17 protein-coding genes are annotated in these 16,355 nt (G+C 64.5%); 8 read left to right on the plus strand and 9 right to left on the minus strand.

Annotated elements, in window-relative coordinates; genetic code table 11:
* Positions 1-9 precede the first annotated feature (9 nt).
* On the minus strand, positions 10-369 hold the full coding sequence (locus BMZ43_RS09595; protein WP_026083892.1) for a hypothetical protein: 360 nt from the start codon (positions 367-369) through the stop codon (positions 10-12).
* Positions 350-1,312: a M23 family metallopeptidase gene (locus BMZ43_RS09600; RefSeq protein WP_068384396.1), complete on the minus strand. Its 963-nt coding sequence runs from the start codon at positions 1,310-1,312 to the stop codon at positions 350-352. Before BMZ43_RS09600 ends, BMZ43_RS09595 begins: the two co-directional genes overlap by 20 nt.
* Before the next feature lie 216 nt (positions 1,313-1,528).
* Between BMZ43_RS09600 and BMZ43_RS09605 the strand changes: the two genes are divergently transcribed.
* Positions 1,529-1,846 (plus strand): tetratricopeptide repeat protein, encoded by a 318-nt coding sequence (locus tag BMZ43_RS09605; RefSeq protein ID WP_068384398.1) that lies wholly within the window; start codon positions 1,529-1,531, stop codon positions 1,844-1,846.
* Here BMZ43_RS09605 and BMZ43_RS09610 read toward each other — a convergent pair.
* From BMZ43_RS09610 to BMZ43_RS09620, 3 genes are all read right to left on the minus strand, one after another.
* Positions 1,837-2,109 carry a PilZ domain-containing protein gene (locus BMZ43_RS09610; RefSeq protein ID WP_017641486.1) on the minus strand — a complete coding sequence of 91 codons (273 nt, stop codon included), beginning with the start codon at positions 2,107-2,109 and terminating at the stop codon, positions 1,837-1,839. The genes BMZ43_RS09605 and BMZ43_RS09610 overlap by 10 nt on opposite strands.
* Positions 2,110-2,277: 168 nt before the next feature.
* The gene (locus tag BMZ43_RS09615; RefSeq protein ID WP_017641485.1) at positions 2,278-3,165 is read right to left on the minus strand and encodes a lysophospholipid acyltransferase; all 888 of its coding nucleotides are present in this window, start codon (positions 3,163-3,165) and stop codon (positions 2,278-2,280) included.
* 90 nt (positions 3,166-3,255) lie between these two features.
* Positions 3,256-3,840, minus strand: coding sequence for a DNA-3-methyladenine glycosylase I (locus BMZ43_RS09620; protein ID WP_068384400.1), 585 nt, complete (start codon positions 3,838-3,840; stop codon positions 3,256-3,258).
* Positions 3,841-4,197: 357 nt separating this feature from the next.
* On the opposite strand from BMZ43_RS09620, the gene glyQ reads away from it, so the two are divergent.
* The 4 genes from glyQ to BMZ43_RS09640 are packed head-to-tail and all read left to right on the plus strand — an operon-like array spanning position 4,198 to position 8,514.
* On the plus strand, positions 4,198-5,163 hold the full coding sequence (gene glyQ / locus BMZ43_RS09625) for a glycine--tRNA ligase subunit alpha (RefSeq protein WP_017641483.1): 966 nt from the start codon (positions 4,198-4,200) through the stop codon (positions 5,161-5,163).
* On the plus strand, positions 5,163-7,220 hold the full coding sequence (glyS, locus tag BMZ43_RS09630) for a glycine--tRNA ligase subunit beta (protein WP_068384402.1): 2,058 nt from the start codon (positions 5,163-5,165) through the stop codon (positions 7,218-7,220). Before glyQ ends, glyS begins: the two co-directional genes overlap by 1 nt.
* Before the next feature lie 2 nt (positions 7,221-7,222).
* Entirely contained in the window at positions 7,223-7,765 is a 543-nt protein-coding gene (gene gmhB, locus BMZ43_RS09635; RefSeq protein WP_093252932.1) for a D-glycero-beta-D-manno-heptose 1,7-bisphosphate 7-phosphatase, read from the plus strand.
* Positions 7,765-8,514, plus strand: a complete 750-nt coding sequence (locus BMZ43_RS09640) for a lysophospholipid acyltransferase family protein (RefSeq protein ID WP_068384406.1) — start codon at positions 7,765-7,767, stop codon at positions 8,512-8,514. Before gmhB ends, BMZ43_RS09640 begins: the two co-directional genes overlap by 1 nt.
* 385 nt (positions 8,515-8,899) lie before the next feature.
* Here BMZ43_RS09640 and gyrB read toward each other — a convergent pair whose 3' ends face one another.
* The 4 genes from gyrB to dnaA are packed head-to-tail and all read right to left on the minus strand — an operon-like array spanning position 8,900 to position 15,038.
* Complete coding sequence (gene gyrB, locus BMZ43_RS09645) at positions 8,900-11,320, minus strand: DNA topoisomerase (ATP-hydrolyzing) subunit B (protein WP_017641479.1); 2,421 nt, start codon at positions 11,318-11,320, stop codon at positions 8,900-8,902.
* Positions 11,317-12,426: a DNA replication/repair protein RecF gene (gene recF / locus BMZ43_RS09650; RefSeq protein ID WP_093252936.1), complete on the minus strand. Its 1,110-nt coding sequence runs from the start codon at positions 12,424-12,426 to the stop codon at positions 11,317-11,319. The genes gyrB and recF overlap by 4 nt, the downstream gene beginning before the upstream one ends.
* A gap of 10 nt (positions 12,427-12,436) precedes the next feature.
* Positions 12,437-13,540, minus strand: coding sequence for a DNA polymerase III subunit beta (gene dnaN, locus BMZ43_RS09655; protein ID WP_007160136.1), 1,104 nt, complete (start codon positions 13,538-13,540; stop codon positions 12,437-12,439).
* A 28-nt stretch (positions 13,541-13,568) separates the two neighbouring features.
* A complete protein-coding gene (gene dnaA / locus BMZ43_RS09660) occupies positions 13,569-15,038 on the minus strand; it encodes a chromosomal replication initiator protein DnaA (protein ID WP_017641477.1) in 1,470 nt (489 codons plus the stop codon).
* A gap of 526 nt (positions 15,039-15,564) precedes the next feature.
* Here dnaA and rpmH point away from each other — a divergent pair.
* The 3 genes from rpmH to yidD are packed head-to-tail and all read left to right on the plus strand — an operon-like array spanning position 15,565 to position 16,354.
* Positions 15,565-15,699, plus strand: coding sequence for a 50S ribosomal protein L34 (rpmH, locus tag BMZ43_RS09665; RefSeq protein ID WP_017641476.1), 135 nt, complete (start codon positions 15,565-15,567; stop codon positions 15,697-15,699).
* Between the two features lie 12 nt (positions 15,700-15,711).
* Positions 15,712-16,113 carry a ribonuclease P protein component gene (gene rnpA, locus BMZ43_RS09670; RefSeq protein ID WP_026083891.1) on the plus strand — a complete coding sequence of 134 codons (402 nt, stop codon included), beginning with the start codon at positions 15,712-15,714 and terminating at the stop codon, positions 16,111-16,113.
* Positions 16,106-16,354 (plus strand): membrane protein insertion efficiency factor YidD, encoded by a 249-nt coding sequence (yidD, locus tag BMZ43_RS09675; protein ID WP_081594596.1) that lies wholly within the window; start codon positions 16,106-16,108, stop codon positions 16,352-16,354. The genes rnpA and yidD overlap by 8 nt, the downstream gene beginning before the upstream one ends.
* The last annotated feature ends 1 nt before the right edge of the window (position 16,355 follow it).

Below are 16,355 nucleotides of genomic sequence, written 5' to 3' on the forward strand. Positions count from 1 at the left end.
GCTCTCCAACTAGGGTTTCTGATTCTGGCGACGGAAGAAGGCCAGCTCCGCGCTCAGGCGCTCGACCTGCGCCAACAGGGCGGCGTTGCGTTCGAGCAACTGGCGTTCGGTGGCCGCACCCAGTTGCAGATCCAGCGTCTGCTGCGCCAGACGATCGCGCAGGTGCTGATTCTCGGCTTGCAGGTGATTCAGTTCCGCCTGGTATCCCTGGTGGATCCGCTGCCCGACCACCAGCAACGCGAGCGGTATCAACAGCAGCAGGCACAAACCAACCCAGCCGGCCAGTCGCCGTCGCGGGACCGGCTGCAGGCGAAATTCGCCGCGCAGCAACTCGCGACTCGACGCTCGACTAGTCGCGCGCCTGGCCATCGCGCTCGGGCTCCAGTCGGCCTAGGGCAAGAAAGCGCTGGGGGTCGAGGAATTGGCCGTCACGCAAGACCTCGAAATGCAGATGAGGCCCGGTCGAGCGTCCAGTGGAGCCCACCGCACCCAGGAGTTGCCCGGGGATGACCACCTGGCCTTCCTTGACGAAGATGCGGCTCAGATGGGCATAGCGGGTGACCAGGCCATTGCCGTGAGCGACCTCCACCCGATTGCCATAGCCACCCAGGGCGCCCGTGACCTGGACACGCCCCCCGGCCGCGGCGTGTACCTGAGTGCCAGTGGGCGCGGCGAAGTCGACACCGGAATGAAACGCCAGGTGACCGGTAAAGGGATCGACCCGATTGCCGAACAGCGATCCCAGACGGGCCTGTTCCACTGGGCGTAGCGAGGGAATCGCCATCAGGGCGGCATTGCGACTGGCCACCCGGTTCAGCAGCAGATCCAGTTGTTGACGCAGGCAGAGCGCTACCTGTTCGCTGGCACCCAGCATGCGCAGAGGCAAGCCCTGGCTGGCGGCGCCGGCGTTACAGGATCGCGCCGGCAGCCAGGCACCGCCCTGGGCACCTCGCGTGGAAGGCTCGACCAGCAGACTGGGGTCGACCGCGCTCACCTGGTCGCGCAATTGCCTGTTCTGCTCCAGCATCCGCTGCAGCGCCTGGGTATCGGCCTCCAGCGATTGCAGCCGGCCGACCAGCACGCCCATTCGCTCCAGGGCCACCGTTGTGCTGGCGCTGCCCGGAGTGGCAGCGACTGGGGTGGCCGGAGCTGCAGCAGGCGAAACCCGACCACCCAGCCAGCAGCCCAGAGCGAATGTCAGCAGCGATGTCAGCGTCAGGATCAGCAGCCAGGGGCTCTTTGCCTGACGCGGGTCGACGATGTGGGCACCGTCCCGCACAAGCTTGCGACTGAGGGAAGAAAACAGCTTCATCAGATCCTGCGGCCGTCCTAGGCGCCGATAGATCAGTCAGCTTAAAGTGAAACACGTCACAAAATGATGGCAAAAGGCCTGTTCCAGACCAACCTGCCCGTCCACCTGACATATGGCACTTTCAACACCGGATCGTCAGGCTGCCGTAGTCGGGGCAGAATGTTCGGCTCAAGGTCGTGAATCGGCCCGTCCCTCCCGCTGCTACCGGAGTCCGCCATGCTCGAATCCCTGGAGAAAATGCTCGTTCGCGGCCAGGACAATGCCCTGCTCAGGTTCGGACTGGGCAAGGGCTATCTGGATGCCGGGGAGCCCGCGCGGGCGATCGAGCACCTGGCGCGCTGCGTCGAATTCGATCCGGCCTATTCGGCGGCCTGGAAACTGCTGGGCAAGGCCCATGAGGGGAGCGGCGACCCGGCCAGCGCCGAGGCGGCCTGGACCCAGGGCCTGCAGGCGGCGCAAGCCAAGGGCGACAAGCAGGCGGAAAAGGAGATGACGGTGTTTCTCAAGCGCCTGGCGCGCCGCGCTCAGTCCTGATCGCGCAGGAACCTGAGGCCCGCGCCGTCGGCGTCGGTGCGCATGACTTCCATGGTCACCTTGGGCGCTTCGATCGGCAGATCGAGTACCTGGCCGACCACGCGGGTGCCCTGCGGTAGCCGGGTCAGCTCGGGATGCACCACATAGACGCCACCATCGGACAGGTCGCGGGTCTCACCGACGATCTCGCCATCCGGATAGGCGATCCACAGCCGGCACTTGAGTGGGGTACGGGTATGTTGGCGCTGATCGCGCGAATTCATCGCCTGACTCCCTGGCTTGGGCGTTCCCTAGAGGTCCGGGCAGCTTCCGGCAAAGCCCAGCGGCTGTCAGCCGCGCGCCGACCGAACGGTCCTGGCGAAGCGCCGAGCGATAGGTCGTAGGACCACCTCCTGCCCCTCAGCGCCCGGGCAGGACCCGGGCGAAAGACCTCAGTACCACTTCTCCTCGCCATCCGGGCGATTCTTGAACCTCTTCATGCTCCACATGTACTGGGTCGGATAGCGCCGTACGTAGCCGGCCAGCACCTCGCTCATGGCGGCCACCGAGACCTCCGGATCCGGGTCGTACATGGCTGCGGGCGCGGCTTCCAGGATCACCTTGTAACCACTGCCGTCTGCCAGGCGCACGGCATGGAAGAACACCCCGCGGGCCTTGCCGCGCGCCAGCAGCGAGGGCACGAACTTGCTGGTCAAGGCAGTGGTGCCGAGGAAGGGCACGAAGAGGCCGGCGCTGCGACTTGGCTCAGGATCGGCCGGAATCCCCACGGCGCCGCCGCGGCGGACTTCCTTGATCACGCTGATGATGCCTTCCGGGGTGGAGGGCGCCACGCGGTTGCCCAGCTGGACCCGCTGGCGCTTGAGCAGGTCGTCCACCGCCTTCAGCTTGGGCGGCCGATAGAAGATGATCGGCTTGGCATGGGAGCAATAGAAGTGGTTGAGCAACTCCCAGTTGCCCAGATGGCTGGTGATGCCCACCACGCCATCGCCGGAGGCCAGGGCTTCCTGCAGGACGTCCATGCCTTCCACCTCGCGCACCAGGCGCAGGGAACGCTGGGGTGACCAGATCCAGGCGCAGGCGCTTTCGGTCAGGGTCTTGCCGATGCCGCGCAGGCACTCGCGCGACAGCCGTTCCAGACCGGCGGCATCGAGTTCGGGAAAACAATGGGCGAGGTTGATGCGGGTGACCTTGCTGGCGCGAGTCGGCAGCTTCCACATGCACCAGCCGATGAATCCACCCAGGCGCTGCACCAGCGGCCAGGGCAGCAGGGCGAAAAGGCGCAGGAAGGCGATCATCAGCGCGCCTTTGAATCTTTCCAAAAGAGGGACTCCTGTCTGAATGCGCCGACAGTTTAGCGTCTACAAGCCCCGGAAACGTTAAGAAAGCGTAAGGTTCGCGCCAACTGACGCCTATACATTCGACTTTTCCTGCGGTTCTGCCGACAAAGATGCCAGCTCGGCATGGCGGTCGCAATCGAGGGTGTGGTCCATCACCAGCCCCATGGCCTGCATGAGGGCATAGCAGATGGTCGGGCCGACAAAGGTGAAACCGGCTTTCTTGAGCGCCTTGCTCATGGCCTCGGCTTCCGGGGTGATCGCCGGTACCTCGTGGCTGTCGCGAAAATGGTTGATCTTCGGCGCACCGCCGACGAAGGACCATAGCCAGCCGGCCGGGTCTTCGAGCCTGAGCCAGGCCTGAGCATTCTGACGGGCGGCGCGCAGCTTGGCGCCGTTGCGGATGATGCCCGGATCCTGCATCAGCGCCTCGATCTCGGCATCGCTCAGCTGCGCCAGGCGCCGGGGATCGAAGCCGTGCAGCACCTGGCGATAGCGCTCGCGCTTCTTCAGCACGGTGATCCACGACAGCCCGGCCTGAAAGCCTTCCAGCAAGAGAAATTCGAAGAGCACCGCCGGATCGCGCTGGGGCACGCCCCATTCGTGGTCGTGATACTCGATGTACAGCGGATCGGCGGTGCACCAGAAGCAACGCGGCATGGCGAAGGCTCGGACGGCGAGGGGAGACGTCACCTTAGCGCAGTTGCCAGGTCGATGAGACGAATCCAACGGCCTCACCAGGCGCTTTTCCACGCTATCAGGTTGCCAGCGTATCGCAGCCATGGCAGCACTAGACCGTAGGTTGGGTTGAGACGGCTCTATCGTCGAAGCCCAACATCGCCGGCGCCCCGAGACACTGTTGGGCTTCGCTACGCTCAACCCAACCTACGCTGGCCCACGGTTGCGATAACGGGAGCAGGCACTTTCCCGTCGGGCAGCCCTAAAGCCCCCATGTGGCCACCCCCGGCTTTCAGCTATACTCCCCGGCTTTTCGTCGCAGCCGAACGGGTATCTTTCGTGAGCCAGTCCAAGCCCACCGTGCGCACCTTCCAAGACTTGATCCTGGCCTTGCAGCAATACTGGGCCGAGCAGGGCTGCGTGGTACTTCAGCCCTATGACATGGAAGTTGGCGCCGGTACCTTCCACACCGCCACCTTCCTGCGCGCCATCGGTCCCGAGACCTGGAACGCCGCCTATGTGCAGCCCAGCCGCCGCCCCACCGACGGCCGCTATGGCGAGAACCCCAACCGCCTGCAGCACTACTACCAGTTCCAGGTGGTCCTCAAGCCCAACCCGGACAACTTCCAGGAGCTCTACCTGGGCTCCCTGGCCGCCATCGGTCTGGATCCGCTGGTGCACGACGTGCGCTTCGTCGAGGACAACTGGGAATCGCCCACCCTGGGCGCCTGGGGTCTGGGCTGGGAAGTCTGGCTCAACGGCATGGAAGTCACCCAGTTCACCTACTTCCAGCAGGCGGGCGGTATCGAGTGCTATCCGGTGACCGGCGAGATCACCTATGGCCTCGAACGCCTGGCCATGTACCTGCAGGGCGTGGACTCGGTCTATGACCTGATCTGGGCCGACGGCCCCTTCGGCACCGTGACCTACGGCGACGTCTTCCACCAGAACGAGGTGGAGCAGAGCACCTACAACTTCGAGCACGCCAATGTGCCCAAGCTGTTCGAGCTGTTCGACTTCTACGAGTCCGAGGCCAATCGCCTGATCGCCCTGGACCTGCCGCTGCCCACCTACGAGATGGTGCTCAAGGCTTCCCACACCTTCAACCTGCTGGACGCCCGCCGCGCCATCTCGGTGACCGAGCGCCAGCGTTACATCCTGCGCGTGCGCACCCTGGCGCGCAGCGTCGCCCAGGGCTACTTCAAGGCCCGTGCCCGCCTGGGCTTCCCCCTGGCCACCCCGGCGCTGCGTGACGAGGTCCTGGGTCGCGACGATGTCCAGGCGCTGCTCAAGGAGGGCGAATGATGAGCACCACTCTGGATTTCCTGGTCGAACTGGGTACCGAAGAACTGCCGCCCAAGGCGCTCAAGACCCTCGGCGACAGCTTTCTCGCCGGCATCGAGAAGGGCCTCAAGCAGGCCGGTCTAGGCTATGCCAGCGCCCGCGCCTATGCCGCGCCGCGCCGCCTGGCCGTGCTGGTCGAAGCCCTGCAGACCCAGCAGCCCGAGCGTAGCGTCAACCTAGACGGCCCGCCGCTCCAGGCCGCCTTTGGCGCCGATGGCCAGCCGACCCAGGCCGCCCTGGGCTTCGCCCGCAAGTGCGGCGTCGACATCAGCGCCATCGATCGCAGCGGCCCCAAGCTGAGATTCTCCCAGAGCATCCCCGGTCAGCCCGCCGCCGCGCTGCTGCCCGGCATCGTCGAAGCCTCCCTCGCCGAGCTGCCGATTCCCAAGCGCATGCGCTGGGCCGCCCGCCGCGAGGAATTCGTCCGGCCGACCCAGTGGCTGGTGATGCTGCTCGGTGACGAGGTCATCGACTGCGAGATCCTCACCCGCCGTGCCGGCCGTGAGTCCCGCGGCCATCGCTTCCATCATCCCGATGCCGTGCGCATCAGCGCCCCGGCCCACTACGCCGCCGACCTGCGTGCCGCCCATGTGCTGGCCGACTTCGCCGAACGCCGCCAGCTCATCGAATCCCGCGTGGCCGAACTGGCCGCGGCGGAGCAGGGCAGCGCCGTGGTGCCGCCCGCGCTGCTGGACGAGGTGACCGCCCTGGTGGAATGGCCGGTGCCGCTGGTGTGCGCCTTCGAGGAACGCTTCCTCGAGGTGCCCCAGGAAGCCCTGATCACCACCATGCAGGACAACCAGAAGTACTTCTGCTTGCTGGACGCCCAGGGCAAGCTGCTGCCGCGCTTCATCACCGTGGCCAACCTGGAGAGCAAGGATCCGGCGCAGATCGTCAGCGGCAACGAGAAGGTGGTCCGCCCCCGTCTCACCGACGCCGAGTTCTTCTTCAAGCAGGACCAGAAGCAGCCGCTGGAAAGCTTCAACGAGCGCCTCAAGAACGTGGTCTTCCAGGCCCAGCTCGGTACGGTCTACGACAAGGCCCAGCGCGTCGCTGCCCTGGCCGCGTTCATCGCCGAACGCATCGGCGGTGATGCCGAGCGCGCCCACCGCGCCGGCGTGCTCGCAAAGTGCGACCTGGCCACCGAGATGGTCGGCGAATTCCCCGAGATGCAGGGTATCGCCGGCTACTACTACGCCAAGAAGGGCGGCGAGGCGGAAGACGTGGCCCTGGCGCTCAACGAGCAGTACATGCCGCGTGGCGCTGGCGCCGAACTACCGCAGACCCTGACCGGTGCGGCCGTGGCCCTGGCCGACAAGCTCGACACCCTGGTCGGCATCTTCGGCATCGGCATGCTGCCCACCGGCAGCAAGGATCCTTTCGCCCTGCGCCGTCAGGCCCTGGGCGTGCTGCGCATCCTCATCGAGAAAGGCCTGGAGCTGGATCTGCCGGCCGCCGTCGCCTTCGCCATCGGCGGCTACGGCGAGCGGGTCAAGGCCGCGGGCCTGCAGGAGCAGGTGCTGGACTTCGTCTTCGACCGGCTGCGCGCCCGCTACGAGGACGAAGGCATCGACACCGCCGCCTACCTGGCCGTGCGCGCCCTGCGCCCGGCCTCGGCGCTGGACTTCGACCAGCGCGTCCAGGCCGTGCAAGCCTTCCGTCGCCTGCCCGAAGCCGAAGCCTTGGCCGCCGCCAACAAGCGCGTCTCCAACCTGCTCGGCAAGTTCGAAGGTCAGGTCGCGGCCCAGGCCGATGCCGCCCTGTTCGAGACCGACGCCGAGCGCACCCTGGCCGCCGCCATCGCCGACGCCGAGCGGGATGCCGCGCCCCTGGCCGAAGCCCGCCGTTACCGCGAAGCCCTGGAACGCCTGGCCAGTCTACGCGCCCCGGTAGATGCCTTCTTCGACGAGGTGCTGGTCAACGCCGAGGACGAGCGCGTCCGCGCCAATCGCTACGCGCTGCTCGCCCACCTGCGCGGCCTGTTCCTCGGCATCGCCGACATCTCGGTGCTGGGCTAGGCATGAAGCTGATCGTGCTGGACCGCGACGGCGTCATCAATGTCGATTCCGATGACTACGTGCGCAGCGCCGAGCAGTGGCAACCGCTGCCCGGCAGCCTTGCTGCCATCGCTCGGCTGAACCGGGCCGGCTGGCAGGTGGCCGTGGCCACCAACCAGTCCGGTCTGGCCCGGGGCTATTTCACGGAAGATGACCTGGCGGCCATGCACGAGAAGCTGCAACGCTTGCTGGCCGAGGAGGGCGGTCGGGTCGACCTGATCCTCTACTGCCCCCATGGCCCGGAAGCGGGCTGTAACTGCCGCAAGCCGCTGCCCGGCCTGTTCCGCGCCATCGCCACCCAGTATGGGCTCCCTGATCTCGCGGGAGTCCCCGTGGTCGGCGACAGCCTGCGCGACCTGGAAGCCGGCGTGGCCCTGGGCTGCACCCCCTATCTGGTGCGCACCGGCAAGGGCGAGCGCACCCTGGCCAAGCCTTTACCAGCCGGCACCCAGGTCTTCGCCGACCTGGCCGCGGTGGCTGATCACCTGCTCGAGGAAACGCGCTGATGCGGCTCTTGCGTACCCTGTTGTTCTACGTGCTGCTGGGGACCAGCGGCATCCTCTGGTCCTGCGTCAGCCTGCTGATCGCGCCCTTCCTGGCCTATCGCGCCCGCTATCGGCTGGTGGTCAAGGCCTGGACCGGCTTTGCCGTCTGGCTGGCCAAGGTCATCTGCGGCATTCGCTACGAGATCGACGGCCTGGAAAACGTCCCGGCGCAGCCCTGCGTGATCGTGGCCAACCACCAGAGCACCTGGGAAACCTTCTTCCTGTCCGCCCAGTTCGAACCCACCTCCCAGGTGATCAAGCGCGAGTTGCTGCGGATTCCCTTCTTTGGCTGGGCCTTCTCGCTGCTCAAGCCCATCGCCATCGACCGCGACAACGGCAAGCTGGCTCTCCAGCAGCTGACCGAGCAGGGCGGCCGCTACCTGGCCCAGGGCTGCTGGGTACTGATCTTTCCCCAGGGCACGCGCATCGATTACGGTCAGATGGGCAAGTTCTCCCGCGGTGGCGCCGCCCTGGCCTGCAGCCTGAACGTGCCCATCCTGCCCATCGCCCACGATGCCGGCGCCTACTGGCCCAATCGTTCCTGGATCAAGTCGCCGGGAACCATCAAGGTCAGCATCGGCCCCTTGCTCTATCCCCAGGGCCAGGATCCCCGCGCCATTGTCGATCTCAATGCCCGCTGCTTCGCCTTCATCGAACAGGCCCTCGCCCCCAAGCCCGACGCCAGCCCAGTCGAGCGCTGCGTCGCCTGATCGCCAGGCCGCAAGGCCTGGCTGTTTCCGACAGTTTTCCTCGCGTTTCCCACAGACTTATCCACAGGACATCCTGAGGTTTTCCTGCGCCCTGATCGTGGGCCGCTACCGCGAATCCCCTGTCATCCACAAGTACCAATAAGCTTATTCCCAGGCTTATCCACAGGATCGCCCGTTATAGCCTGTGTCTCTATGCCGCATGGCACGGCCTCTTTGTGCTGCTTTACAGGCTTTGCGAAAAGCAGCTGAGGAAAACTATCCACAAAACCTCTGGCTATAAGATGAGTGGCAATCCTTCCCAGGGAACGAAACGGCATCTTCGTCTAGCCAGAATGTTTTCCACAAAAAAGCCCCGCATGGCGGGGCTTGTGCATAACCGCTGGAATCAGACGTCGAGGTTCGACACCGCCAGGGCATTGCTCTCGATGAAATCGCGACGCGGCTCCACGTGATCGCCCATCAGGGTGTTGAAGATCTGGTCGGCCGCCACGGCGTCCTCGATGGTCACCTGCAGCATGCGACGCACGTTCGGGTCCATGGTGGTTTCCCACAGCTGATCCGGATTCATCTCGCCCAGGCCCTTGTAGCGCTGGATGTTGAATCTCTTGCTGGTCTCGACCATCAGCCACTCCCAGGCTTCCTTGAAGGTGCTGACCGGGCGACGGCGTTCGCCGCGCTTGGCATAGGCGCCTTCTTCCAGCAGGTTGTCCAGCTGGGCAGCCAGCTCGGTCACCAGGCGGTAATCGTTGCTGCCGAAGAAATCCCGGTTGAAGGTCACGTAGCTGGACAGGCCGTGGGCCCGGGTCTCGACCTCCGGCAGCCACAGGCTGCGCTCGCGATCTTCGCGCAGGCTCAAGGTGTAGGTGGTGCCATTGCGCTCGGCGGCCTTCAGGCGCGTCTCGAGAGTGGCTAGCCACTCGCGCATGGCCGCCTCGTCACCCAGCTGCTCCACGCCCACGCGGGGCAGGTACAGCAGGTGTTCGCTGACGTCGGCCGGATACAGCCGCGACAGACGCTTGAAGGTCTTCATCACCTGGCGATAGCTGTTCACCAGCTTTTCGAGCTCCACACCGGACAGACCCGGGGCGTTCTCGTTGACGTGCAGGCTGGCTTCCTCCAGGGCGGTCTGGGTCAGGTATTCCTCCATCGCCTCGTCGTCCTTGATGTACTGCTCCTGCTTGCCACGCTTCACCTTGTACAGCGGCGGCTGAGCGATGTAGATGTAGCCCCGCTCGATCAGCAGCGGCATCTGGCGGAAGAAGAAGGTCAGCAGCAGGGTACGGATGTGCGAGCCGTCGACATCAGCATCGGTCATGATGATGATGTTGTGGTAGCGCAGCTTGTCGATGTTGAATTCTTCGCGACCGATGCCGCAGCCCAGCGCGGTGATCAGGGTGCCCACCTCCTGGGAGGAGAGCATCTTGTCGAAGCGCGCCTTCTCGACGTTGAGGATCTTGCCCTTGAGCGGCAGGATCGCCTGGGTGCGCCGATTGCGGCCCTGCTTGGCCGAACCACCGGCGGAGTCACCCTCCACGATGTAGAGTTCGGACAGCGCCGGATCCTTTTCCTGGCAATCCGCCAGCTTGCCGGGCAGGCCGGCGATGTCCAGCGCGCCCTTGCGGCGAGTCATCTCCCGCGCCTTGCGCGCCGCTTCCCGGGCCCGGGCCGCGTCGATCATCTTGCCGACCACCGCCTTGGCCTCGTTGGGATTCTCCAGCAGGAAGTCGGAGAAGTGCTTGCCCATCTCCTGTTCCACCGCGGTCTTCACCTCGGAGGAAACCAGCTTGTCCTTGGTCTGGGAAGAGAACTTGGGATCCGGCACCTTGACCGAGATGATGGCAGTCAGGCCTTCGCGGGCGTCGTCACCGGTGGTGGCCACCTTGAACTTCTTGGCCAGGCCCTCGGCCTCGATGTAGCTGTTCAGGTTGCGCGTCAGCGCCGAACGGAAGCCGGCCAGATGGGTGCCGCCGTCGCGCTGGGGAATGTTGTTGGTGAAGCAGAGGATGTTTTCGTTGAAGCTGTCGTTCCACTGCAGGGCCACTTCCACGCCGACGCCATCGTCGTCGCGCTGCACCTGGAAGTGGAACACCTCGTTCACCGCGGTCTTGTTGGTGTTCAGGTAGTCAACGAAGGCGCGCAGGCCGCCTTCGTACTTGAACAGCTCTTCCTTGCCGCTGCGCTCGTCGCGCAGGACGATGCCGACGCCGGAGTTGAGGAAGGACAGCTCGCGAATCCGCTTGGCCAGGATGTCCCAGCTGAACTGGATGTTGTTGAAGGTCTCGGCCGAAGGCTTGAAGTGCACCTGGGTACCGGTGGTGTCGGTCTCGCCGATCACCGCCAGCGGCGCCTGGGGTACGCCGTGGACATAGACCTGCTCCCACACCTGGCCGGCACGGCGAATGGTCAGCCGCAACTCCTCGGACAGGGCGTTCACCACTGAGACGCCCACGCCGTGCAGGCCGCCGGACACCTTGTAGGTGTTGTCGTCGAACTTACCGCCGGCGTGCAGCACGGTCATGATGACCTCGGCCGCCGAGACGCCTTCTTCCTTGTGGATGTCCACCGGGATGCCGCGACCGTTGTCGCGCACGGTGATGGACTCGTCCATGTGGATGGTGATGCTGATCTCGCTGCAGAAGCCGGCCAGGGCCTCGTCGATGGAGTTGTCCACCACCTCGAAGACCATGTGGTGCAGGCCGGTGCCGTCATCGGTATCGCCGATGTACATGCCGGGGCGCTTGCGCACGGCATCCAGTCCCTTCAGCACCTTGATGCTGGAAGAGTCGTAGGTATTGGTCTCGCTCATGCTTGGCTCCCGCTAGTGTGGGTCTGCTTGATATGGCCGTGTTCCACGTGAAACACGCTGACCTCTGTCTCCGGCCGCCAGGCGGCCTGTAGCGTCTCGCGCTCGACACAGGTGATGAAGACTTGGCACTCCAGTGCCTCCAGCAGCCGGCACAAGGCCAGCCGGTGTCCCTCGTCCAGTTCCGAAGGCAGGTCGTCGATGAGATAGACGCACTGGCCCCGCTTGACCTGGTTGACCAGCCGCCCCTGGGCGATGCGCAGTGCGCACACCACCAGCTTCTGCTGGCCGCGCGACAGGATGTCCGCCGCGTTGTGGTTGCCGATGCGGATCCGCAGGTCGGCGCGCTGGGGACCGGCCTGGGTATGCCCCAGCTGCAGATCCCGTGGCAGACTGTCTGCCAGCACCTCGCGCAAATCGCGCTCGCGGTCCCAGCCGCGGTAGTAACTCAGGGTCAGGCCATCGAGCTGGATCAGCTCGGCCAGCACCGCGGTGAACTCCGGCTTCAGACGCTGGATATAGGCCTGGCGAAAGCCATCGATCTCGCCGCTGGCCAGGGCCAGTTCCTGATCCCAGGCGGCCTGCGCCGCAGGGTCGATTTTACCACGTCTGAGCCAGTGATTTCGCTGCCTGAGCGCCTTTTGCAAGCGTTGCCACAGGGGCAGGAAACGCTGTTCCTCGTGGAACACGCCCCAGTCGAGAAACTGCCGTCGGATCTTGGGGCTGCCTTCGAGCAGCCGGAAGCCATCGGGGTTGATCAGCTGCAGCGGCAGCACCTCGGCCAGCTGCGCCGCACTACGGGCATTCTCGCCGTTGATGCGGATCTGGTAGTCGCCACCGCGCTCGCGCTGGATGCCCAGGTTGCAGTCCTGGCCACCGGGCAGCCGCACGTGGCCAAACACCGTGCAGCTGGCCTGCTCATGCTGGATGACCGGCGCCAGCTTGGTACTGCGAAAGGAGCGGGCCAGTCCCAGCAGGTGGATGGCTTCCAGCAGGCTGGTCTTGCCGCTGCCGTTGGCGCCGTGCAGCAGATTAACCCGTGGCGAGGGTTGAAGCGCGACCGCCTGCAGATTGCGCAGGCGGTCGGCGTTGAAGCGGATCAGCGTCATCGAGCGGCGATCAGAGGCGCATCGGCATCACGACATAGGAGGAATCGTCGTTGCCCGCCTCCTGCAACAGCGCACTGCTGCTGGAATCGGACAGGGTGATGCGCACCTGGTCGGTGGTCATCACGCCCAGCACGTCGAGCAGGTAGCTGACGTTGAAGCCGATCTCCAGGCTGCCGCCGTCGTAGTCGACCTGCAGTTCTTCCTCGGCTTCTTCCTGCTCCGGGTTGTTGGCCTGGATCTTCATGAAGCCGTTTTCCAGCTGCAGGCGGATGCCCCGGTATTTCTCGTTGGAGAGAATGGCAGTGCGGCTGAAGGCCTCGCGCAGGTGCTGACGCTCGCCCAGTACCAGCTTGTCGCCATGCCGTGGCAGGACGCGCTCGTAATCGGGGAACTTGCCGTCCACCAGCTTGGAGGTAAAGGTGAAGTCGCCGGTGGTGGCGCGGATATGGTGCTGGCCCAGGACCACGTTGACCGGCTCTTCCGGTTCGGTGAGCAGGCGCGACAGCTCCAGGATGCCCTTGCGCGGCACGATGACCTGGTGCTTCTCGGCCTGGTCGACATCGGCCTCCAGCATGCACATGGCCAGGCGGTGACCGTCGGTGGCCACGGCGCGCAGGCGTCCGGTGCTGGCTTCCAGCAGCATGCCGTTGAGGTAGTAGCGCACGTCCTGCTGGGCCATGGCGAAGCCGGTGCGCTCGATCAGACGGCGCAGGCGACCCTGGGGAATGCTGAACTTCAGCGAGCCCGGACCTTCTTCCACGGTGGGAAAGTCGTTGGCCGGCAGGGTGGACAGGGTGAAACGGCTGCGTCCGGCACGGATCAGCAGCTTCTGTTCCTCGGTGCGGATGTCGATCAGCGCATCGGGCTGCAGGCTCTTGCAGATGTCCATCAGCTTGCGCGCCGGCACGGTGATCTCACCGGCTTCGGCGGCTTCTTCCAGATCGACCCGGCCAACCAGCTCGACTTCCAGGTCGGTACCGGTCAGCGATAGTCGCTGGCCTTCCACGACCAGGAGTACGTTGGACAGCACCGGCAGCGTTTGCCGACGTTCCACGACACCGGCCACCAGCTGCAGCGGTTTCAACAGGGCTTCGCGTTGAATGGTGAAATGCATGGTCAGGTCCTTGCCAGGGCCGCGTCCGTCAGGTGGTCAGGGTACGCAGCAGGTTCTTGTAATCCTCGCGAATATCCGCGTCGGATTCCCGAAGTTCGGCGATCTTGCGACAGGCATGCAACACCGTCGTGTGATCGCGTCCGCCAAAGGCGTCGCCGATTTCCGGCAGGCTGTGGTTGGTCAGCTCCTTGGACAGCGCCATGGCGACCTGCCGCGGCCGGGCGACCGAACGCGAGCGGCGTTTGGACAGCAGATCGGCGATCTTGATCTTGTAGTACTCGGCCGCGGTGCGCTGGATGTTGTCGATGCTGACCAGCTTGTCCTGCAGCGCCAGCAGATCCTTGAGCGATTCGCGGATCAGCTCGATGGTGATGTCCCGGCCCATGAAGTGGGCATGGGCGATCACCCGCTTGAGTGCGCCTTCGAGTTCCCGCACGTTGGAGCGGATGCGCTGGGCGATGAAGAAGGCGGCGTCGTGGGGCAGGTCGACCTTGGCCTGGTCGGCCTTCTTCATCAGGATCGCCACCCGCGTCTCCAGCTCCGGCGGCTCCACGGCCACGGTGAGACCCCAGCCGAAGCGCGATTTGAGCCGCTCTTCCAGGCCGTCGATCTCCTTGGGATAGCGGTCGCTGGTGAGGATCACCTGTTGTCCACCTTCGAGCAGGGCGTTGAAGGTGTGGAAAAACTCTTCCTGCGAACGCTCCTTGCGGGCGAAGAACTGGATGTCGTCGATCAGCAGCGCATCCACCGAACGGTAGAAACGCTTGAATTCGTTGATGGCGTTGAGCTGCAGCGCCTTGACCATGTCGGCGACGAAGCGCTCCGAATGCAGATAGACGATCTTGGCGTTCGGATTGCGCTTGAGCAGGTGGTTGCCCACCGCGTGCATCAGGTGGGTCTTACCCAGACCCACGCCCCCATAAAGGAAGAGCGGGTTGTAGCCGTGCTTGGGATTGTCCGCCACCTGCCAGGCCGCGGCGCGGGCCAGCTGGTTGGACTTGCCCTCGACGAAGTTCTCGAAGGTGAAGGTCCGGTTCAGATAGCTGGTGTGCTTGAGCGCACCCTCCACCTGCACGGTACGCTCGGTCTTGACCGCCGGCTCGTCGGCCTCGGCCAGTTCCGCGGTCACGTCTTCCAGGGCAACGCCCGCGGTGACGATATCCGACTGGATCGGTTGTGGCGCCTGCACCGGGGGTGGCAGCGGACTGCTCTGGCTGCTGGGCGTCTGGGCCGGGCGCGGCTTGTTGCTGCGCTTGCTGCCGATCAGCAGGGAAAGCACCGGCGCGATGCCGTCGTCGGCATGTTCCTCGAGCAATTCGAGGATACGGCTCAGGTACTTCTCGTTGACCCAGTCGAGCACGAAGCGGTTGGGCGCGAACACCCGCAGCTCATCCCCTTCCGCTTCCACCTGCAGTGGCCGGATCCAGGTATTGAATTGTTGCGAAGGCAGCTCGTCGCGCAGCACATCCACGCAACGTTGCCAGAGTTCGACCGACACAGCGTCTCCCAAGAACTGGAGCGGCCCGGACGGGCCATGAGCAAACGCCCATTGTATCCCTCCCCACCCAGGTTATCCACATGGCCACGCAGTTTCCCGGTAGATAGCCGTTACGGCCATCAGGAGCAGACCCATGACCGTCAGCTCTGTGGATAACGCCGTCTGACCTCTCTGGACATCCCGGGGCTTTTTGTTGTGGATAATCGTGCTGTGCGTAACAGGTCTGCTTATCCACAGCCTCTCAGCAGGCAGAGCACCCGAATTGCACCTGTTGAAAACAGACTTTCCGTTCCCGCTCAGCGCAGAGGCCATCTGCCCTGGCACGATCTATCCACAGAAATCCGCTGCACCATACATATTCACTTCAACAGTCTTTTAAAACCTTCTGACCTGTTGATTTTATTTGCCCGGTCTCCTGTCAGCCGGTGCTGGTTGGAAATTGACCTGCATCGAGGCTTTCTCTAGAATCGCCGGTCTCTTTGCGCGGGGCACTCATGCCTTGCCGCTTTCACCTAGGTAAAAGTCCATGAAACGCACCTTCCAACCCAGCACCCTGAAGCGCGCCCGTGTCCACGGTTTCCGTGCTCGTATGGCAACCAAGAACGGCCGTCAGGTTCTCGCCCGTCGCCGTGCCAAAGGCCGCAAGCGTCTGGCGATCTGATTGCCCGGTCAGGTGGTGAGTCAGGGTTTCGGTCGGGACAGGCGCTTACTGAGCTCCCAACAGTTCCAAGCGGTCTTTGACTCTCCCACCCACAAGGCATCCGGCAAGCACCTGCTGCTGCTCGCCCATGCCAATGGGCTCGACCATTCCCGTCTGGGGTTGGTCATCGGCAAGAAGAGCGTCAAGCTTTCTGTCGAGCGCAATCGCATCAAGCGGGTCATCCGAGATTCCTTCCGTCTGAATCAGGACCGCCTGGGCAGCTTCGATCTGGTCTTCGTCGCCCGCAAGGGACTTGGCGAAGTCGACAATCCCGAATTGCACGATCAGCTGCTGCAACTGTGGAAACGTCTCAATCGCCAGGCGAGCAAGACCGTTGCCCACCCAACCGACAGTCCCGACGGTGCTCATGCGTAAACCGGCCCTGCTGCTGATTCGCTTCTACCGTTATGCCATCAGCCCCATGATGGCCAGTCACTGTCGTTTCTATCCGACCTGTTCCGGTTACGCCCTCGAAGCCATCGAGCGCCACGGGCTGCTGCGTGGTGGCTGGCTGACCACACGGCGACTGTGCCGGTGCCATCCCTGGCACTCAGGCGGATATGATCCCGTTCCTCCCGCAAAGACCCCAGCCCCGACCTCTTCGATGGCCGAGTAAA

This window comes from Pseudomonas sp. Snoq117.2 (assembly GCF_900110545.1).
Lineage (GTDB): Bacteria > Pseudomonadota > Gammaproteobacteria > Pseudomonadales > Pseudomonadaceae > Chryseomonas > Chryseomonas benzopyrenica.